Raw genomic sequence first — 21756 nt, 5'->3', positions numbered from 1 at the left:
CAAAAATAGGGGGACGGGGCCATTTGGGCGATCCGTTTTTTGCACAGGTGTGGAAATATAAAGGCAGGGGGCAGGGGCGATGTGTTGCAGGTTTCAGGTTTCAGGTTGCAGGTTCAGGTTACAGGTTTCAGGTTTCAGGTTTCAGGTTGCAGGTTGCAGGTTTCAGGTTTCAGGGTCTTCCATCTTTTTAATTGTATGCATTTCAGCCTCCTGCACCGGTAGCCCTTGTAACCTGTAACCTGTCGCAACCTGTAACGGCTCTTGTGATCGAGGCACACGTTTAATAACCAGGTTCATTCTTTTTGGGCGCATTTTCCGTGTAACTTGTAACCTGTAACCTGTAACAGCTCCTGTTATAGACACACACATTTTATAACCAGATCACTTCTTTTAAAGCGCCTTCCCCTGCAACTTGTAACCTGTAACCTGAACGCCGGTGGCAACCGGCGACAGGAACCCGGCAACCGGTAACTTTGAACTAATACTACGTAGAACTACGAACAATAAGCTCCGCCGGGAGCACCAGTTTTTTAAATGTATCCACCGGCCTTTTACTTTCTATTTGCTGCAGCAGTAATTCGGTAGCCAGTTTGCCCATGTCAAAGGCATTTTGCCGCACGGTTGTAAGGGGTGGATTGAATAATTCCGGTGATTGAAAATTACTGAAACCGGCAACGGCTATATCGTTCGGAATGGTAAGCCCTCTTTTTTGAATTAATGAATAGCTGCCGACGGTGATACGGTCGCTGGCGGTCAGTACGGCATCGGGTGGTTCCGGTAACTGCAGCAGGGCATTCAATGCCGCTTCTGTTTCTTCGATGATCATGCCGCCATGCGCGCAATACTGAATATAGTTTTCATTGACAGGTATATTATGTTCGGCCAGCGCCTGTTCATAACCGGCCAGCCTTTCCCGCGTAATAGACAAATAAGGTGAACTGGTGATGGTGGCAATGCGTTTATACCCACGTTCAATCAAATGACGGGTGGCCTTGTAGGCGCCGCCGGTATTATCTGTTATTACCTGGTGCGTAGGAATGGCATCGGTTACCCGGTCGAAAAAGACGATGGGCAGACCCTGTTCATGCAATCGTTGAAAATGACCGATGTCTTTTGTTTCGGTAGATAAAGAAACCAAGAGCCCGTCTACGGAACGCCAGGTCAAATTCTCGAGGTTTTTTACTTCCCGCTCATAGGATTCGAGATTTTGAGTAATGATGAGCAGATAATCTTTGCTGTAAGCAATGGATTCAATCCCGCTGATCACCTCTGCAAAAAAGCTATTGGGAATACTGCAAAGCACTACGCCGATGCAGCGGCTTTTCTGGTTCTTCAGGCTTTGCGCCATCAGGTTGGGCCGGTAATGATGCGCTTCTGCATATTCTTTTACCAGTTGCCGGGTGGCTTCACTGATCTTATAGCTGTCTTTCAAGGCCCGCGAAACGGTAGAGTAGGAGAGATTCAGTGCCCTGGCAATGTCTTTTATTGTAATGTTTTCATGTTTCATAAGTCAATCGTTCTCAGTTGCAGTTAAGTGTACAGTTATCAGTTCGGCCCCGCTGGCAGGCAGCAACCCATCATCTAGCCTTACTGTTTATTGTTTATTGCGTATTGTCTATTGCGTATTGCATTGCCCATTGCCCATTGCCATTGCTTCTTGCCCATTGTCAATTGTCTATTGCATATTGCATTGCCTATTGTCAATTGTCTATTGCATATTGCATATTGCATTGCCCATTGCCTATTGTGTATTGCCCATTGCCCATTGCGATTGCTTCTTGCCCATTGTCAATTGTCTATTGCATATTGCATTGCCTATTGTCAATTGTGTATTGCCCATTGAGAATTGCCTATTGCCTATTGTCTATTGCCCCTTGCCCTTGCTTCTTCCAATGCCAACGTTTGCCCAAATAAACTGACCGCATTCAAGGGTAGCGTTCAGTAAGAAGCGTTAATTTGACACCAATTTACAGGATTTGCCTAATCGATTAACTAAACTGCCGGTTTAGTAGTAAAAAAAAGCTGTTTTGCTTTTTTAACTCACTGCTATTGCCAGCGAAATAAGATTGCTATGCCAAAAAAGCGTTCGCTTGATATTCGTGTTCAATTGACAATATTCCACGGTGTGTCTCAGGATCTTGCACCGTTTATCGCTTCTCGCGTCAGGAACTCTTCCCATTTCTTATCAGCATTCAACACCGCTTATTATAATAATACAGCTCTGCTTTTCACAGCTGATGAGCAATTGTTTTTTAAGCGTTTTGCTTAATCGATTAAATAGTATAACACCTTGAAAAAGAAAGTCTCTATACACGACATTGCCAAACAGCTAAACGTTTCTGCGGCTACTGTTTCTTTTGTGTTGAATGGAAAGGCGGCTGAAAAGCGCATCAGCGAAGAAATGGAACAGAAGATCCTGAAGCATGTAAACCTCCTGGGATACCGGCCTAACCGGATCGCCAAAAGTTTACGCACCGGCAAAAGCAAGATCATCGGTATGCTGGTGGAAGGTATTGCCGATCCTTTCTTTTCGGCGATCGCCCGCATCATTGAAGAACAGGCATACAAGCTGGATTATAAGATCTTTTATGCAAGCACCGAAAATGATTCCCGCATAACCCGCAACATCATCGGCGCCTTTCGCGACACCCAGGTGGATGGTTATATTATAGTACCGCCACCCGGCATTGAAGATGATATCCAGGCATTGATGGATGACAATTTTCCGGTGGTGCTTTTCGACCGGTATTTCCCCGGCCTGGCCACCTGCAATATTGTGGTCGACAATTTCGATGGTGTATACCAGGCGATGCGCCATTTTTTACAGCACAATTATAAGAACATCGGGCTGGTGACCATTCCTTCTTCGCAAACCCAGATGCGCGATCGCCTGAATGGCTATCATCATGCCATAACAGAAAGCGGGCGCACGCCTTATGTGAAGACCATTGCTTTCGATCTGAAGCCCGACCAGGAGAAGATCAGCCATGAGATCAAATTGTTTCTGCAGGAGCACCGGCAGATCGATGCCATTTTATTTGCTACCAACTACCTCGCCATAAGCGGACTGGAAGCTATTAAACAATTGGGAAAGTCAGTGCCCCGTGATATCGCCGTGATCGGCTTCGACGATAATACCCATTTCTCCTTATTCTCACCATCAATAACCGCTGTTGCGCAACCTATCCGCGAGATCTCTGAACACATTATGCAGCAATTGATGGCTTGTTTAACCGGTCATGAAAAAGCACCGGAAAAAAAGACCACGGTATTACAAACCAAACTGATCATCCGGGAATCGAGCCAAAAACAATAGACAATAGACAATGGTGAATGGTCAATGGTGAATGGTGAATGGTCAATGGTGAATGGTGAATGGTCAATGGTGAATGGTGAATGGTCAATGGTGAATGGGCCACGAAAATAGCGAAGCAAACATTCACTTGTCAGGTTGAACATAAGTAACCACAAACCACAAACTCTAAACTAAAACGAAACACTCCCAATAAAAGACAATCAACAAAAGAACCCACAACTTAAAACTACTACTATGCGATTGCCCCTTTCTGCACTCTTTGTGCTCTTATTGCTGCTGGGCAGCCATATGGCCCATGCGCAAAACAAGCCGGTAACCGGCAAAGTCTTTAATGCGGCCAGCAAAGAACCCATTGCTGGCGCTACTGTAAAGGTGAAGGGCAGTAATGAGATCACCGCCACTAAAGAAGACGGCCAGTTTACGATACAGGCGCCGGCCGATGCCAGCCTGGAGATCAGCGCCGTTGGATTCGGCGCACAAACCATAAAGGCCGATCTCACCCAACCTATGTCCATTGCCCTGCACGTTAGCAATGCAGAGCTGGGTGAAGTGGTAGTGGTAGGTTATGGAACTGCCAAAAAAGGATCGGTGACCGGTTCCGTATCAACCGTTAATGCAAAAACATTCCAGGACCGCGGACCTATTGCCAGTCCGATCGCTGCCTTGCAGGGACAGGTACCGGGAGTAACAATATCGAGGAACTCCGCGCAGCCTGGCCGGGAAGCATGGAACTTCTTAATAAGAGGCAATTCTTCCGTTAATGGTACGGAGCCCCTTGTGATCGTAGATGGCTTAACACTGCCCAACAGCAGTGCGCTGAACTCTTTCAACCCGGCCGATATAGATAATATTTCTTTTTTGAAAGATGCGGCGGCGGCTTCTATCTACGGCGCCCGTGCTGCCGGTGGCGTGGTGATCATCACTACCAAAAGAGCGAAGTCGGGAAAAGCTACCATTCAATACAATGGATCTGTATCGAAGAAAAAGATCGGTTTAATGCCGAAGCTTATCGATATAGCCGGCTGGGGCCCGATGATGGAAGAAGCACGCGTCACCGATGGATTGGCGCCAAACGATGTATGGTACAAATATGGTAAACTGGCGCAATATGCGGTGGCGAACGATATTCAATACATGCCTTATTCACAGGCTGCAGCGGCCCTGAACGGGATGGGGTTGAACCCTGCCGGTTTTTTTACCGATGTGAAGGATTTTGTGTTTTTCCCCGGCACTATGCAGGATGTATTATGGGGCGATGCGGTATCCAATGAACATCAGTTAAGCATTGCATCGCGGAACGATCGATCGGGTTACCGCATTTCAATGGGTTACCTCAATGATGGCAGCCTCTTGCAGGTAGGCAACAATTCAAATAAAAGATATAACCTGCGCCTGACGCATGATTACCGCTTCTCTGAAAAGCTGAAGCTGGAAAGTAATATCTCGGTGGAGAAGAATGATATCATTCAACCTTCCAATATCGGTGCGGTGCTTAATAATGGTATTCAGCCGGGCGTGCCGTTGGAAACCATGAATGGCAAGCCCTATGTATGGGGCTCGGGTATCTCCAATGCCACCAATAATAATATCGCGAAGTATGGTGGTGATGGCAGGGAAATGAATACCCGCCTTAACAGCAGCTTTAATGTAACTTATAATTTCACGAAGGAACTGAAAGCAGTGGCTGCTGCCGGTTATTATTTTCATAACACCGATTACCGGACGAGCGAAAATGTGATCACCTGGTACGATTATACCGGCACACAGGTGATCTCAACGCTATCGCCTTCCAATACCAACAGAAGCTTTTACCAGCGCGGCAACCGCAAAGAAGCCTATTATAACCTGAACGCTTACCTGGAATACGCGAAAATTGTTAACCAGGATCATGATGTAAAGATGATGGCCGGTGCGCAATATGAAAGGCAGGAGCTGAACAGCTTTTTTACAAGAGCGCTGGATGCGATCCCCGATGTGCCTTCCTCCCTGAATCTTACTATCGGTGACGCCACCTCCAAGACATCGCGCGAAGACCAGAGCCATTATGCCCTGTCCGGTTATTTCGGCCGGATCAATTATGCATTCAGGAATAAATACCTGTTTGAAATAAATGGCCGTTATGATGGTTCTTCGAAATTCCATCCGGATCACCGTTGGAAATTCTTTTACGGCTTATCAGGCGGCTGGCGCATTTCGCAGGAATCATTCATGGAAGATCTAAGATTTATCAATGATCTGAAACTAAGAGCATCCTGGGGAAATGTGGGTAACCAGGGCGGCATTGGTTTGTATGATTATATCCAAATGTTGAATATTGCTTTTTCCGGCGGTGCCGGCAGTGCAGGTTTCCCCATCCTTGGCGCCAGTCCGGCCGTGCGCATAACACCCGGCGGCTTGGTGGCGCTAGACAGAACCTGGGAGAAAGTGCAAACCACCAACCTGGCGCTTGATCTGAGTGTATTGAATAACCGGTTGAGTGGAAGTTTTGAGGTCTTTCAAAAGAATAATGACAATATGCTGATCGCACGTACCTATCCCACGGTGTTGGGTGCGGCCGCGCCTGCAGGTAATAATGGTAAATTAAGGACCAATGGCTGGGAGATCTCCCTGAACTGGAGTGATCGCATCGGTAAGAAAATAAGCTACCATATCGGCGGTAATATTTCTGATTATAAAACCAAACTGGTGAATTTTGGCGGACAAAAACTGATCCGCACCGATAACCGGGGCCTGAACACCGCTGTGGAAGGTTATCCCATCAATTCCTATTTTGGCCTCGAATATGCAGGCCGCATCCAAACTCAAAAAGAGCTGGATGATTACCGCGCTTATATCAAGGATAATAATATTGGCATGCCTACCGGGGCGCCTGCCGCTATTGCCAATACGCGGCTGGCATTGGGCGATAATATGTTCAAAGATCTGAATGGCGATGGCAAGATCACATTCCCCGAGGATGCCAAATTCCTGGGCACCGACGACCCGCGCCTGGTGTATTCATTCAATGCAGGTTTGGAATGGAATGGCTTTGACTGTAATGTCATTTTCCAGGGTGTAGGTAAAAGAACGCTTATCCGCGACGGCAACTGGCGGATACCGGCAGCCGTTGTATTCCAGGCGCAGAACAAAGCTTTTGAAAATGCCTGGTGGACGCCAGAGCGTACCGGCGCTTATCTGCCCCGCCTTTCTTCAACCGGCGGCATCAATAACTATAATTATTTCCCTTCCGATTGGGTGAAAGAGAACGGCGCCTACCTGCGGTTGAAAAACCTGGTGATCGGTTATACGCTGCCGGCAAACATTACGCAAAAAGCCCGCATTCAAAGACTGCGCGTTTATTTTTCGGGTAATGATCTCTGGGAGCGCAGCCGGATCCGCGATGGCTGGGATCCTGAAGCCACCCGCAATGTGGCCAATGGGGGAGACAGTAATAACAATAACGTAAGCACCTTCAGCGGCCGTTATCCTTTTTACCGCTACCTCACTGCAGGCGTAAATGTTACTTTCTAAAATCATTAAAACAGCAAGAATGAGAACGATAACTCTTACTTATATAGCCTTTGTGGCCGGGGTGCTGATGCTGGCGGTTTCCGGCTGTAACAAGCTGGTTGATCTGAAGCCTATCAATGAGATCTCTGATGCCGATTACTGGAAAACGGCCGAACAGTATAAACTCGCTGCAAATGAATTCTATAATTACCTGATCACTTTTGCCAATGTACTGTATGATCCGGCGCCTGGTCAACCCCCTTCGCCCCATGCTGATATCCGCAGCGACCTAACTCCCTCGCGCAGTCCATTCAGTAACGGCACCAACACCCTGGTGGCTACCGATGCCAACTGGGATAATGCATACACAAGGTTAAGGGCTATTAATTATTTACTGGCAAAGGACAGTGCCGATATGGATAATCCAGCCAGGGCCGACCGCCTGCTGTATGTAGCAGAAGCAAAGTTCTTCCGCGCTTATGTATATTTCGATCTGCTGCAGCAGTTCGGCGGTGTGCCGATCGTCACCAGGCCGCTTTCGACAAGCTCCGCCGAATTACAGGCGCCCCGCAACAGCCGCGATGAAGTGGTTGATCTTATTATCAAAGACCTGGAAGAGGCGATCACTGTATTACCCCTGGAATCGGCTATTAGCGCCGCCAATAAAGGCCGCATCAGCAAAGGCGCTGCACAGGCATTTCTCGGCCGCGTAGCCTTATACGAAGGCACCTGGCAAAAATTCCGCAATGGAAATGCGAACCGGTACAATGCTTTGCTCGATAAATCCATCAGCGCCAGCAATGCAGTGATCACCAGTAATGAATACCAGTTGTTTGCTCCTGCCGTGCTGGGCGATTCTGCACAGAAATATATGTTCATCCTGGAAGACGAGAAATCGAATCCGGCCGGACTGAACAAATCAAGCAATAAAGAATACATTCTGGCTAACCGCTATTCCTACACGCTGCGGCAGATCAGGAACAATGTTACGCACACCCTGATCGGGGGTGGCGTTACCAAAAAGTTGGCCGATATGTACCTCTGCCAGGATGGATTGCCGATCAACAAATCGCCTTTGTTCCAGGGATATGCCACCACCCGCTCGGAATTCATGAACCGCGATAACCGTATGCGTTATACCATGATGATCGATAGCAACTACTATTGGGACAATGAGAACCCCGGCGCCCGCACCAACTGGACCAGCGATGCGGCTGATGTCGCCAGTTCGCGCGGCCGCCATAATGCCGCTACCGGTACCGGTTACCAAAGTCAGAAATGGGCCACCGAAAGAAGATTGAATGATAATGAAGAAGGATACGACTGGCCGGTCATCCGCCTGGCGGAAGTATACCTGAACTATGCAGAAGCGGTGTATGAGCGCAATGGGAACATTGGCGATGCAGATCTGGATAGGTCATTGAACCTGGTACGTAACCGCGTAAATAAATCAATGCCGAAATTGAACAATGCCTTGGTGAATACGAATGCACTGGATATGCGCACGGAGATCAGGCGGGAACGGACCATCGAGCTGTTCCTGGAAGGATTCAGAATAGATGATCTGAAGCGCTGGAAAACGGCGGAGGTAGAAATGCCTATGGACGTTCTGGGCATTAAATGGACTGGTACGCGCTGGCAGACCCGCTGGGTTGTAAATGGCAGTTCGCCCTTTCCGGTGAACGCCGACGGCAACCTGATCTTTGAGAGCAGCCGCAAGTGGGCCGAAAAGAACTACCTGCTGCCTATACCAACCCAGCAAAGAGCGCTTAATCCCAACCTGGATCAGAATCCGGATTGGTAATAAGCGCATTTTGCGATGTGGGAGTTTGCAGTCTGCCGATCTGCTGAAGCAAAAGCAATCCCCAGATCTCAAAATCCCGAAATCGCAAAATCAGGATAACCGAGCTTCTGTTAATACTAATGTTACGCCGGTAATGAAAAATATAGGTATAAGTTTATTGAGTCTGTTATTCGCACTGTTCGGTTATGGGCAGCAGATAAGAATACCTGCCAGCATCACCCCGCTGCATCCAAGACTCCTTACGAATGATAAAGAAAAACCGCGCCTGCAACAATTGATCGGCAGCACCGACTGGGCGCGTTCGGCCTGGGAACAATCGATCGGTAATCTGGAAGCCTATGTGAACCGCCACCAGAGCGACAGCAGCTGGATCGTGTCGCGTTTGCAGATGTACTGGAAGTCTAAGTCCACCGACGTGTTCATAAAAGGCGGGGTATACGACCATGCTGAAGGGGAAGCCCCTGTACCTACTGTGCGGTTCACCGGTACCCGTGATGCCGTTAGTTCCTATGGGGCGCCGAAGCTGGAAGATCTTGTGCCCTATATGGACGATCCGCGGGGTTTGTATTATGTTAACCGGTCAAAACCCGGTCAACCCCTGGAATGGGTGGAGCCATCGAAAACCGGCCGGGTAGTAGAAAGCATCAACCGCCAGATCATGACAATGGCGCAAAATGCGGCCATTGTATACTGGTATTCGGGCGACGAAAAGTATGCAAAGTTTGCCTATGATCTTTTTGATACCTACATGCAGGGGATCTATTACCGGAAGGAACCCTATGATCTCAACCACGGCCATAATCAAACGCTGGTTGGCCTTTCTTCCTTTGAAGTGATCCATGAAGATATTCTCAACGAACTGACGGTTTGTTACGATTTCCTGTTTAATTACATTCAGGTGCACGCACCCGGTAATATGTCTATATATGCGGGTGCCTTTAAAAAATGGGCCGACCTCATTATCAGGAACGGGGTTCCATTCAATAACTGGGATCTGATAGAAGCGCGTTTTGTCGCGATGATCGCCCTGGTGCTGGAGGATGATAAAACATATGCCGATGGCCGGGGCTGCCAGTATTACCTCGATCAGATCCTGAATAAAACAGCAGTGCGTCAATGGTCATTGCCCGAACTGATCAAAAGAGGTTATGACCCTGTTACCGGCATCTGGAATGAAAGTCCGGGTTATTCGCAGGTGGTCATCAACGAGTTCATGGAATTCGTGACCCTGTTCGACCGGGTGCTTCATTTCGATCTGCTGGAACAATTGCCCCTGTTGAAAAAAGCGGTGTTGGCAACTGCACAATACCTGATGCCCAATGGATATATGATCTCCTTTGGCGATTCGCATTATGGCCGTTTATCAACTGCTGCCGCGCGGCAGGTAGTAATGAATGCGCAGAAAAATAAGAAGCCGGAGCAGGAAGAGTTGTTCACGAAGATGATCAGGATGGTGAATGGTGAATGGTCAATGGTGGATCCACAAGCGGCAGCGGAGAAGCCGTCGGTTATGGGTGGAAAAGCTAACCTGGTTTCCTTGCTTACGTATGCTGATTTTACATTAAAAGAAAATATACCAGCCGGGGAATTGACGGATTTTGTAAGTCCTTTATTTTATTCGCCGAATGTTAGCTGGCTGATCCAGCGAAACGGCAGGGATCCGCAACATGCATTGGCCCTTTCGCTGAACGGATCGAAAGGCAATCACATGCATGCCAATGGCATTTCCCTCGAATTATATGGCAAAGGATTGCCGCTGGCGCCGGAAGCAGGTGTTGGCTCCAGTTATTTTCAACCCGATTATGCAGAGTATTACTCGAAGTTTCCGGCCCACAATACGGTTGTGGTCAATGGCATTTCTTCTTATCCAGAGATGCGCAGCAACCATGGCTTCCAGCTGAAAAGTTGTTATCCCGCTTCCGGCGTGAAAACGGGTATTTTTCCGCATCTGAGTTTTTCCGACCTCTATTTCCTGGAACCGGAAACCAATGCCGATCAGCAGCGATTGATGAGTATCATCCGCACCAGCGATACCAGCGGTTATTATATCGATGTGTTCAGGTCGCGCCGGAAAGAAGGTGGCGACAAGTACCACGATTATTTTTATCATAACATGGGGCAGGGCTTGAGCGTGAGCGACAATAACGGCAAACCATTACCCTTGCAGCCTGTTGATAAACTCGCATTCGCCAATGGCGATCTCTTTGCCTACGATTATTTGTATGATGAGCGATCCGTACAAACTACGGCTGATATCAAAGCAAGCTTCCAGTTGAAAATGCCGGGCCGCGATTCTATATTTATGAATATGTGGATGAAGGGATCAGGCGGCCGGGAATTGTTTACGGTTAAATCACCTAAGTCAACCGCCATTGATCGCGGCATTGTGCCGAAAGAAATTGCCGATCTGCCTTTGCCAACCATCGTGGCCAGGCAATATGGAGAAGCGTGGACAAAACCATTTGTGGCCGTGTATGAACCGTCGTCGGGTGCACAGCCGGCTTCTATTGTTTCCATTTCCTCCATTACACCGGCCAAAGCCCCGGCTGATTTTACCGGTATCGTGGTAAAAAGCAGGAACGGCAGTACCCAAACTGTTTTTTCAACAGCATCCGGTGAGGAAGTGATCAATCATAAAGACTATACATTCCGGGGAACCTATGGCGTGGTCAGTGAATATAGCCATGAAATACATTATTTGTTCCTGGGCAACGGACGCAGCCTGGCAAAAGGGGGGGTCAGTATCAGCACCAATGTTGATAGTGCATCGGTCGTCCTGTGCAGGGAAAACAATAGCTGGTATGTAGGCGGTTCGCAACCCTTTACATTGACCATGCCCCTGGAATTACTGCCCGGCAGAACGGCGCTTGTAGTGAAACTTGCAGGTAAAACGCTTACCATTCCGGGCAGAAAGAAATTAATCAATGGCAGCTCCTTTTTGTCATTTGCATTGCCGGCATTGCCTTATACAAAAATTGAATAAGCGAATGACCTGCCAGGTTCGCTGCAGCGCTTGTTTTTTCAGCCTGCTGCTGCGGGCCTGAGAGGTCGCCCTTAACCCGTAACTTATAAACATGTATCTAAGATCACTAGCAAAAATATCAGCGGCGATGGCCATAATACTGGCAGCCTGTGATCGCCCTGATGACAATGAACTCTCTGCCGCTTTGGATTATTGTGTAGGGCAGGTGCGTAAAACGGTTCAAAGCCTGCCGGCGGATTCGGCCCGGATCCCCCGCAGTATCGCGTATGGTAAAACCGAATGGCGTTTTGTGAATTACCGCGACTGGACCTCCGGTTTCTGGCCGGGCATTTTATGGTACACCTATGAATATACGCAGGACACGCTGTGGAAGCAGCAGGCCCGGCGTTATTCGCAGGCTTTGTTTCCACTGGTTGATTCCGCAGCCATCGATCATGACCTCGGCTTCCAGGTATTCACCAGCATCGGCAATGGGTACCGCTTAACCGGCGACACCATGTATCGTACTGTGTTGTTGAGAGCCGCAGATACGCTCGCGAAATTGTTCAACCCAAAAACAGGCACCATATTATCATGGCCGCGGGATGTGCCTGGTGTCGACTGGCCGCTGCGGCATAACACGATCATGGATAATATGATCAACCTCGAACTCTTGTTCTGGGCCGCAAAACAAGGTGGTAATAAAGAGTTATACAATATAGCGCTGAAACATGCGGAGACGACCATGTTAAATCATTTCCGCCCTGATTTTACTTCCTACCATGTGGTTGTATACGATACAGCTACCGGCAAAAAGATCAAAGGCATTACACACCAGGGCTATAGCGATAGCAGTATGTGGGCGCGCGGACAAAGCTGGGCTATCTACGGGTTTACCATGGTGTACCGCGAAACGAACGATAAACGCTTTTTAAACTTTGTTCAACAAGTGACCGATGTGTATCTGAAAAAACTGCCGGCTGATCACATCCCGTATTGGGATTTCAATGCACCGGATATTCCGGCGGCGCCCAGGGATGCTTCAGCCGCGGCAGTCACCGCTTCGGCCCTGCTGGAGCTGAGCACATTCGTGCCAGATACGACAAAAGCGGCTTATTACCGGCAGCAGGCCAGGGAAATGCTGCAATCATTATCAACAGCCCGCTACCAGAGCCGGCAGTTGAACAATGCATTGCTGCTGCACAGTACCGGGCATAAACCCAATGGCGGGGAAATAGACGCCTCGATCATCTACGCCGATTATTATTATCTGGAAGCACTGCTGCGCTTAAAGAAAATAACAGCAGGAAAAATATTTATTAAAGCCTGTGGTAAAATTCAGTGATTATGCCCGAATACAGAACAACCATTTATCATTCCCGCTTGGCCTTTCATTCAATGAAAACGATGATGCTTTTACTGGCTTCCTGGTTTTTAGGGAGCAATGTGACCGCACAGGTCATTATCGATTCAACCAAAGCCGTGATCACTTCGCCCGATAAAAATTATGTGGTCAGCTTTTATCAAAAGCAAAACAGCGATGGCACACGTGCTATGTTCTATACCCTGCATTATAAACAGCAGGCGGTGATCAGCGAATCGGTGCTGGACATTCAGCTGGATAATGATCTTTCCGAACGCGCCATGGCATTGAAAGTAGATAAACATCCGAGGTGGTGTGAGAACCTGCAGGTAAAAGCCATTAGGTATGCTGCCAGGGATACCAGCTGGAAACCAGTCTATGGCGAACGAAAATTCGTAAAAGATCATTACAATGCAGTTACCATCGAAATGGTAAAGGATGATCATCCTATTTACCGGATGCATGTAGAGATCAGGGTCTACAACGAAGGCGCTGCACTGCGTTATTTCTTCCCCGAGAATATAAAAGGAACGTATTATCGGGTAGTCGCCGAAAACACCAGCTTCAGCTTACCTGCCGGCACCAGGGCCTGGCATGCTTCCTGGGCGCAGGCGCCATACAAATTGTTGCCATTGGACCAATGGCCCGATGAAAGTGAAAGACCATTGACCCTGCAATTGCCCAATGGCTGGTATGCCTGTTTGGCCGAAGCGCAAATGGTAGACTATGCCCGCACCAAATTCAGGGTAAGTAAGGAAAAGCCCAACACGATCCTTACGGCCATGTACACACCGGCTGACCTCATTTCTCCCTTTGCCACACCTTGGCGGGTGATCATGGTAGCAGAGAAGCCGGGAACGCTTATCATGAACAATGACCTGGTGCTGAACCTTAACGAGCCCTCAAAAATCAGCGAAACCAGCTGGATCCAACCAGGCAAGATCATGCGCGTAATGACCCAGACCACCAAAGACGCCTATGAGAATATTGACTTTGCCGTTAAACATGGATTGCAATATATTTTGTTCGACTGGAAATGGTATGGTCCGGCATTTACATTTAGCTCAGACGCCACCAAAGTAGCGATCCCTGATTTCGATCTGCCGGCCATCATCAATTATGGCAGGGAAAAAGGCGTGGGTGTTTGGTTGTATTGCAACCTGCAGGGTTTGTATGCGCAATCCGATTCCTTGTTCCGGGTCTACCGCGACTGGGGCATAAAAGGCGTGAAGTTTGGTTTTGTGCAGGTGGGCTCGCATCGTTGGACCACCTGGCTGGAAGAGATGTTCAAAAAATGCGCGGAGAACAGGATCATGGTGAATGTGCACGACGACTGGCGGCCTACGGGTGAACAACGTACCTGGCCTAACCTCATGACGGCGGAAGGGATCCGCGGTAATGAAGAAATGCCCGATGCCACGCATAATACCGTGCTGCCATTCACCCGCTATATTGCGGGCGCGGCTGACTATACCATTTGCTATTACGACAAACGCATCAAAACAACGCATGCACATCAGCTGGCCCTGGCCGCTATCTATTACAGTCCTATTCAAACGCTGTACTGGTACGATAAACCAGCTTATAGTGATAACGAGCCGGAGCTGGAGTTCTGGGACAGGATCCCTGTATCCTGGGACGATACAAAAGTATTACAGGGCAAACCCGGTGAGTTCATAACTACGGCCCGGCAAAAAGGCGAAGACTGGTTCATAGGCACCATTACCAATAACGATGCACGCACCGTACAACTGACCTTTGATTTTCTGCCCAGAGGGAAAAAATATAAAGCAACCATCTACAGTGATGACGACAAGGCAACGACAAAAACCAAAGTAGGGGTGCAGCAAAAAATCGTAAATGCAGCGACTGTACTGGAAGTAAAACTGAAAGCTTCGGGTGGACAAGCCATCTGGCTCACCCCTGTAAAATAACAGTTTGGAATAAAAAATACATTGAATGGATAATAGCAATGCGTCGGCATCGCTGGCGCTGGGAATAGATATAGGCGGGTCGCATATCTCGGCAGGGGTTGTAGACCTTGTTCATAAAAATATAGTAAGCGGATCAGTCGTGCGGCAGCCGGTGAACCGGCATGCAGCGGCTGATGAAATTCTGGGTATTTGGGCCGGAACCATCAACGACCGCCTGCAACAGTATCCTTCGGCAGCAAAGGCCATTGGTTTTGCCATGCCCGGGCCCTTTGATTATACGAATGGCATTTGTCTTATCAAAGGATTCGATAAATATGAAGCCCTGTATGGGATGAATATCCGGGAAGCATTGGCGGCCAGAACCGGCTGTGCGGTCGATCGTTTCCTTTTCCGGAATGATGCCGATGCTTTTCTCGATGGGGAGGTACAGGGCGGGTCGGCGCAGGGCTATTCCCGCGTATTGGCGCTGACCCTGGGCACCGGCCTAGGCTCCTGTGTATATCTTGCCGGAGAAATTACCAATGCCCAATTAAATGTGTTACCTTTTAAGTACGGAATAGCCGAAGAGTTCCTGTCGACCCGCTGGTTTGTGCAAAGCTGGCAACAGCGTACCGGTACAGCGATCGACGGCGTAAAAGAGCTGGCCGAAATGTACGGCCGCAACGAAACAGCAAACCGGATCTTTGATGAATTTGCGACCAACCTCGGTGAATTCTTACGGTATTGCGTGTGTACCTATGATGTGGAGGCCATCCTGATCGGTGGAAATATCTCAAATGCGTATCCGCTGTTTATACACCAGGTTCAGCAACAATTACCGGCTGATCGTCCCTTGCCGGTGTTAAAAAAAGCGATCTTGGGTGAGCAGGCTGCCATGATCGGTGCGGCGCTGCATCACCAGCACAATATAGTGTCAACTGCTTACTAATGCTCACCAACTAAATTATTAAAACCAACACCATGCAAGTTTCATTCGATACCAGGGCTACTGCACAAAATGGCGCAACAGGTTCCGGCGCCGGACTGTTTGGCATTTCACTCATCGCAGCCCTGGCCGGTTTTATATTCGGATTTGATACCGTAGTGATCTCCGGCGCCAATTTGCCGATAAAAGAATTATGGCATACTTCGCCTTTGTTCCATGGTTTTTTCATTATGTCGATGGCATTGTGGGGGACCGTGGTGGGCGCTATTTTCGGCGGACTGCCCACGCAGAAATATGGCCGTAAAAAAGTATTGTTATGGATCGGTATCCTGTTCAGCGTCTCTGCCATCGGTTCGGCCCTGGCCAATGATCCCTATGTATTTTCTTTTTTCCGTTTCATTGGCGGCCTGGGTATTGGCATCTCTTCTGTAGCGGCGCCTACCTATGTTTCTGAAATTTCTACGCCCTCAACAAGAGGCCGGCTGGTGGCCATGTATCAATTCAATATTGTGTTTGGCATCCTGGTCGCCTTTTTGTCGAATTATTTTTTACAGGGGGTAGGAGGCAGCAATGACTGGCGCTGGATGCTGGGCGTTATGGCCATTCCTTCCCTGATCTATACTTTAATGGTGTTTGGGATCCCTGAAAGCCCGCGGTGGCTGGTTTCCGTTAAAAAAGACCAGGACGCTGCCAGAAAGGTGATGGAACGCCTGGGCATGAACAAGATCGATGAGGAAATAAAACTGATCGCCGACAGTGCGCAGCACGAAGCCCATGCAGGGCAGGCCAATAACCGTTTCTTCAGTGGAAAATATAAAACGATCATCTGGCTGGCATTTTTAGTGGCTTTCTTCAACCAGTGGTCGGGTATCAATTTCATCCTGTATTATGCTCCCGAGATCCTGGGCCGCGCCGGACTTGCGGCCAAAGAATCCCTTTTCAATTCCATTGCCATCGGTGGCACTAATCTGCTCTTCACCTTTGCCGGTTTATACCTCATCGACAGATTGGGCAGAAAAACCCTGCTCATCATTGGTTCGCTCGGTTATATTGTTAGTCTGGCCATGGTAGCCTGGTGTTTTTATGCGCAGGCCAGCGCCGGTTTGCTGATGGTTTTCCTGCTGCTGTTCATTGCTGCGCACGCTATTGGTCAGGGTGCTGTGATCTGGGTATTTATTGCAGAGATCTTTCCCAATAAAGCAAGGGCGATGGGACAATCATTTGGCGCCAGTGTGCACTGGGTGTTTGCGGCTATAATAACCCTGATCACGCCGGTATTCTTAGATGAACAGAACGGTATTTTCAAAGATAATCCCTGGCCCATTTTTGCGTTTTTTGCGTTTATGATGGCCTTGCAATTAATATGGGTCCTCACCAAAGTGCCCGAAACGAAAGGGGTGTCGCTGGAGGAGCTTGAAAGGAAATTAGTCAAACAATAATGTGATAATGTGATGATGTGATAATGTGATAATGCCGACTGAAGTCGGGACAAGTCATGATAAGGAAACGCCCGGATTTAGTGCGCATTTTGCATTTCATTATCACATTATCGAATTATCAAATTATCACATTCAGGATTCGTTACTAATGGGTAGATACATCGTAGCGGTATTGATGGCATGCTTTATTGGCAGCTCTATGACAGCACAGCTCTGGCAATGGTCGGTACCGGTAAAGAATGCGCGCAGTGCCGGCGCCCGGGCTTTCTGTTGGATCCCGCCGCATTGTAAAAACCTGCGGGCAGTGGTATTGGCGCAGAACAATATGGAAGAACAATCCATCGTAGAGCACCCCATTTTCCGCCAGGAAATGAGCCGCTTATCCTTCGCGGTGATCTGGGTATCGCCCTCCTTCGATCATTTTTTTCGCTTTAATGAGGGCGCAGGTGAGATATTCAACGGCATGATGAAAGACCTGGCGCAGGAAACAGGATATCAGGAACTCAGCTATGTGCCGGTAGCAGCTATTGGCCATTCAGCTGCTGCCAGCTGGCCCTATTATTTTGCCGCCTGGGATCCGCAGCGAACGCTCTGTGCTATTTCGGTAAGCGGGCAATGGCCTTATTTCCGCCATCCGGTCTTTGCGCCCGAGATCTGGCGTAGCGATCAGCATATTGATTTTATTCCCTGCCTGGAAACCATGGGTGAATATGAAGCAGCCGATAGCTGGTCTACAGAAGGATTAAAAGAAAGGCAGGAGCACCCCTTACTGCCTTTAAGTATGCTGGCTTGTCCGGCCGAAGGCCATTTTGCCGCGACTGAAAAGAAGATCCGATATATAGCATTGTATATAAAAAAAGCGGCGTTGTACCGCTTGCCCAAAACAAAACCTGCGCAGGGCGCACCAATACTATTGCCGGTAGATCCTGTTAAAACAGGTTGGTTAATGGAGAAATGGCGCTATAATCAAAAGCCGGCTGCATCCCCGGCGCCTGTTAACAAATACAAAGGCGATCTGGCACAGGCTTTCTGGTATTTTGATGAAGAGATGGTAAAGGCAACACAGGAATACCAGGCGCGTCATCGAAATAAGAAAGCGCAGTTATTAGGCTTTATGCAAAATGGCCAGGTTGTACCACAAAGGAATACGCATCAGCAGGTGGATCTGCAATTTCAACCCCAGGCAGATGGGATAACGTTTATAGTAAAACCGGTCTTTCTCGACAAAGTGCCGGCTGCCCATCCCCGTACGGCCGAATGGACCGGGCTTGCTGCAGGAAGCGCTATTGGCCATGCACAAAAAGGAGAGATTCTTATTAACCGCATCGCAGGACCCTGCAGAAAAATAAATGATACTACTTTCCAGCTATATCTTGAAAAAGGATTGCCTGACCAGGCTTCCGGGTATCAATGCTGGTTCGCCGTCGAACATGCAGGGGATGCGCTGTATAAACCGGCCGTGCAACAGGCAAAAATGGATATCCCCGGCAGGAATGCAGCAGGCAGGCCGCAAACCATATCCTTCCCGCCAATAACGATTCGCAAAGGCAGGAAGTCGGTACAGTTACAGGCAAGATCAAGCGAAAAACTGCCGGTCTTTTATTTTGTGCGCGAAGGTCCGGCGTATATTAAAGACAACACACTGGTGTTAACGGAGACCCCGCCCCGTAGCAGGTTACCGGTTAGAATTACGGTTATTGCCTGGCAGTATGGGCGCACTGCGGTACCAAAAATTCAATCCGCCCAACCGGTAGCCCAAAGTTTTTATGTAGAATAGGTTAAAAATGAAACATAATTATATCGCCTTGGCCTTCTTAGCAGCATTGGCCTCTTGTCTGACCCAGAAAGAATTGGCATACAAAAATCATCAAAATATTGCCCTGGCCGATCAGCTGATCGTGCTGAAAAGAGCTGCCGTGGAAAAGCAGACCGGTGCTATTCCGGCCGGTAAGTATATTAGTATTAAACAGCCCACCGGAGTTCCTCTTGTCATACAATTCGATGACCTGGATGGGGATCATGAATGGGATGAAGCGGCATTTTTATATTCTTTTCAACCGAATGAAAAGTTTGTGCTGCATCCGGTGATCGTGGATGCGCCGCCAACCATCAAAGCAGTGGTACGGGCGCATGTGCGGCATATGAAAAAAAACGCTGATAATAGCTTCGGACCGGTTTCCCTGCAAAAAGATACCATGCCGGTGAATGCAGCCCCTACCGATTTTTCAAAACAGCCATTACCGCCTTACTTAACGGAAGGGCCGGCCTGGGAAAATGATAAAGTAGGTTTTCGATTATATTTTGACGTGCGTAATGGAAAAGATATCTGGGGCAAAACCACCGATCGTATGGTGCTCGATGAAGTAGGGCTCGATACGGCCCATAACTATCATCACCAGGCGGAGTGGGGAATGGATGTATTGAAAGTTGGCCCCTCCCTGGGCGCAGGCTCGCTGGCCCTGCAGGTTACATTACCCAATGGAAAAGATACTTTGGTCCGTTTAGGCGGAACCAATATTGAGCAGGTGGTGTATGAAAAAGTAGCGGATGGACCGGTACGCGCCATTTGCAGATTACATTATAAGAATTGGAAACCGGGGGAAGGACTGGCTCCTGTTTCCCTGACAGAGGAGATACATATCTGGGGTGGACAATATTTCTATGAAAGCAAAGTGAGGGTGACAGCTGCACCGGCAGGCGCTCAGCTCGTAACCGGCATCGTTAACCTGAACAGTAAACAGGTGTATGAGATCAGCAGTGGTAAGGCTGAAGGGATTTATACGTTTGACCGGCAGGCGGAGAATAAAGACAAACTCGGGATGGCTATTATAATGCCGGCTGACCAGGTGGCGGGTACGGCTACTACGCCTGATGCCCATACCGATATCCGGAATACTTTTATCATAAAAGCGAAAATAGCAAATGACAAACCAGCGGTATTTCGTTTTTAGGCCGGTTGGGAAAAAAGTGATAGCCGTTTTACGACGCTGGAGGGGTTTAAGCAGTTTATAGAAAAAGAAATGGGTCAGTAGCCACTCCGGTGGTAACTATTTTTTTTCGGAGATAGTTCTTTCTTCCGCCGATATAGCTCTTTTTTTTCGGCAATGATCCCTTTTGCTTGTGAGATCGTTTTTATTTGGTCGGGAATAGATCTTTTTGCCGGAAAATGGTCATGCTCTTTCGTTCAAAAGATCCCTTTTTTCATGCAATGATTATCCTTCCCTGGTGCGAAACCTGTTTTCCCGGGAAGTAAGATGTACTTTTTCCGGTTATGATCAATTGTTTTGCATAACTGATCCATTTATTTTTAAAACAAGGCAATTAGTTGCCAATAATAGCTTATGCGCACTTGCTCATAGCTTTAAACGGCTCAGCAAATGATTACGTTTTCTCATTGCCTGATCCTTTTACGGGAACTATAAGCTTTAGATTGCCGATAGTAAGCTGTTGACCTTCGATACCATGCTGCTGACTGTTGAAACTTCGTTATTGATCACTGGTAGTAACTTGTTTATTGCCAACAGTAAACTTATTACTGTCGATCGTAGGCTATTAATGGACGATACTAAACTTGATTTTGACAATATTAAGTTTAAAAAGCCTGCATATGTCCTTTTTGTTACGATCAATCCACTTTTTGGTGCGATCATTTCCGTTTTTAAGGGAATAAAAACGGTTTTGGGCGCCGTTTGTACATTAAAAACGGGCAAAACGAGCTCATTGAACCCGATATTTGATTTATGAACAGGTAAAATAATGTTATAAGTGAGTGAACAGTGATTATCGTACCGGTAATTTTACTCAATTGTACCAGGTTCATTCCCTTTAATGCAAGGGCAACGCATTTAAACGAATGCATTCCGCTTATTCGGCTCACTCAATAATGTTCAGCTGATCGATCACCCGCTTGTAATATTGCCTCGCAATGGGAATAGGCTCGCCGCCGACCGTTAAATGATCCCTGGATACATTGTCGATAAAATAAATGGAGGCGGCGATCGAGCGGTGTGTTTTAATAAAAATATCCGTAGGAAGTTTTTTTAAGGCGCTGGATAAACTGGAACGCACCATAAAGTAAGATTTATTTGAAAGAATTATTTTGGTATAATTCCCTTCCGTAAGGAGGCACATGACCTCTGCCGGGTTGATATTTTTCAATATTTTATTCTGCCATACAAAAAAGGGCTTCAGCATAGTTGAAAGAGGTTATAGGTTAATGGCTGACAATTTAAAAAATAAAAGCTTTTATTGAGAGGTATGCGTTAACTATACGCCATTAACATTAAGAACAAATATTACCAAACATCCCCTGTTTTCGACTGTTCGTCACACCCATTTTCGAATGCCGTCACATAAAAAGTAGAGCTTCCCCAGGGAAGCTTACCAAACATCACACCCATTTCCGAAGACCGTCACATCATGAAGGCAACTCCGTCACATTTTTGAAAAAGGGCGTTGGATACTGATCTACATTTGTGTCATCAGTCAAATGAACAAGGATGTATAATCAAACAGATGAGTACT

At 47.8% G+C, this 21756-nt stretch carries 13 protein-coding genes; 11 read left to right on the top strand and 2 right to left on the bottom strand.

Going from position 1 to position 21756, the window contains the following annotated elements:
- Nucleotides 1-484: 484 nt before the first annotated feature.
- Nucleotides 485-1507 (bottom strand): LacI family DNA-binding transcriptional regulator, encoded by a 1023-nt coding sequence (locus JT717_RS09785; protein WP_205510031.1) that lies wholly within the window; start codon nucleotides 1505-1507, stop codon nucleotides 485-487.
- Nucleotides 1508-2071: 564 nt separating this feature from the next.
- On the opposite strand from JT717_RS09785, the gene JT717_RS09780 reads away from it, so the two are divergent.
- The 11 genes from JT717_RS09780 to JT717_RS09730 all read left to right on the top strand — a co-directional run bounded on the left by JT717_RS09780 (nucleotide 2072) and on the right by JT717_RS09730 (nucleotide 20183).
- The gene (locus JT717_RS09780) at nucleotides 2072-2269 is read left to right on the top strand and encodes a hypothetical protein (RefSeq protein WP_205510030.1); all 198 of its coding nucleotides are present in this window, start codon (nucleotides 2072-2074) and stop codon (nucleotides 2267-2269) included.
- Between the two features lie 21 nt (nucleotides 2270-2290).
- Nucleotides 2291-3316, top strand: a complete 1026-nt coding sequence (locus JT717_RS09775) for a LacI family DNA-binding transcriptional regulator (protein ID WP_205510029.1) — start codon at nucleotides 2291-2293, stop codon at nucleotides 3314-3316.
- A gap of 234 nt (nucleotides 3317-3550) precedes the next feature.
- Nucleotides 3551-6826: a SusC/RagA family TonB-linked outer membrane protein gene (locus tag JT717_RS09770; protein WP_205510028.1), complete on the top strand. Its 3276-nt coding sequence runs from the start codon at nucleotides 3551-3553 to the stop codon at nucleotides 6824-6826.
- 19 nt (nucleotides 6827-6845) lie between these two features.
- Nucleotides 6846-8609, top strand: a complete 1764-nt coding sequence (locus JT717_RS09765; protein WP_205510027.1) for a RagB/SusD family nutrient uptake outer membrane protein — start codon at nucleotides 6846-6848, stop codon at nucleotides 8607-8609.
- Nucleotides 8610-8742: 133 nt separating this feature from the next.
- On the top strand, nucleotides 8743-11592 hold the full coding sequence (locus JT717_RS09760; protein ID WP_205510026.1) for an endo-acting ulvan lysase-like protein: 2850 nt from the start codon (nucleotides 8743-8745) through the stop codon (nucleotides 11590-11592).
- Between the two features lie 91 nt (nucleotides 11593-11683).
- The gene (locus JT717_RS09755; RefSeq protein ID WP_205510025.1) at nucleotides 11684-12916 is read left to right on the top strand and encodes a glycoside hydrolase family 88 protein; all 1233 of its coding nucleotides are present in this window, start codon (nucleotides 11684-11686) and stop codon (nucleotides 12914-12916) included.
- Between the two features lie 2 nt (nucleotides 12917-12918).
- Nucleotides 12919-14868, top strand: a complete 1950-nt coding sequence (locus JT717_RS09750; protein WP_240347932.1) for a glycoside hydrolase family 97 protein — start codon at nucleotides 12919-12921, stop codon at nucleotides 14866-14868.
- A gap of 25 nt (nucleotides 14869-14893) precedes the next feature.
- Nucleotides 14894-15796 (top strand): ROK family protein, encoded by a 903-nt coding sequence (locus tag JT717_RS09745; protein WP_205510024.1) that lies wholly within the window; start codon nucleotides 14894-14896, stop codon nucleotides 15794-15796.
- Between the two features lie 32 nt (nucleotides 15797-15828).
- Nucleotides 15829-17232, top strand: a complete 1404-nt coding sequence (locus JT717_RS09740; RefSeq protein WP_205510023.1) for a sugar porter family MFS transporter — start codon at nucleotides 15829-15831, stop codon at nucleotides 17230-17232.
- 148 nt (nucleotides 17233-17380) lie between these two features.
- Nucleotides 17381-19009, top strand: a complete 1629-nt coding sequence (locus JT717_RS09735) for a hypothetical protein (protein WP_205510022.1) — start codon at nucleotides 17381-17383, stop codon at nucleotides 19007-19009.
- 7 nt (nucleotides 19010-19016) lie between these two features.
- Nucleotides 19017-20183: a DUF4861 family protein gene (locus JT717_RS09730; protein ID WP_205510021.1), complete on the top strand. Its 1167-nt coding sequence runs from the start codon at nucleotides 19017-19019 to the stop codon at nucleotides 20181-20183.
- A 922-nt stretch (nucleotides 20184-21105) separates the two neighbouring features.
- Here JT717_RS09730 and JT717_RS09725 read toward each other — a convergent pair.
- Entirely contained in the window at nucleotides 21106-21426 is a 321-nt protein-coding gene (locus JT717_RS09725) for a LytTR family DNA-binding domain-containing protein (protein WP_205510020.1), read from the bottom strand.
- Nucleotides 21427-21756: the final 330 nt, after the last annotated feature.

The sequence above is a fragment of the Longitalea arenae genome (genome assembly GCF_016924755.1).
Lineage (GTDB): Bacteria > Bacteroidota > Bacteroidia > Chitinophagales > Chitinophagaceae > Niastella > Niastella arenae.
Note: the sequence above shows the minus strand (reverse complement) of the source record. Positions and strands in the feature narration are given on the sequence as shown.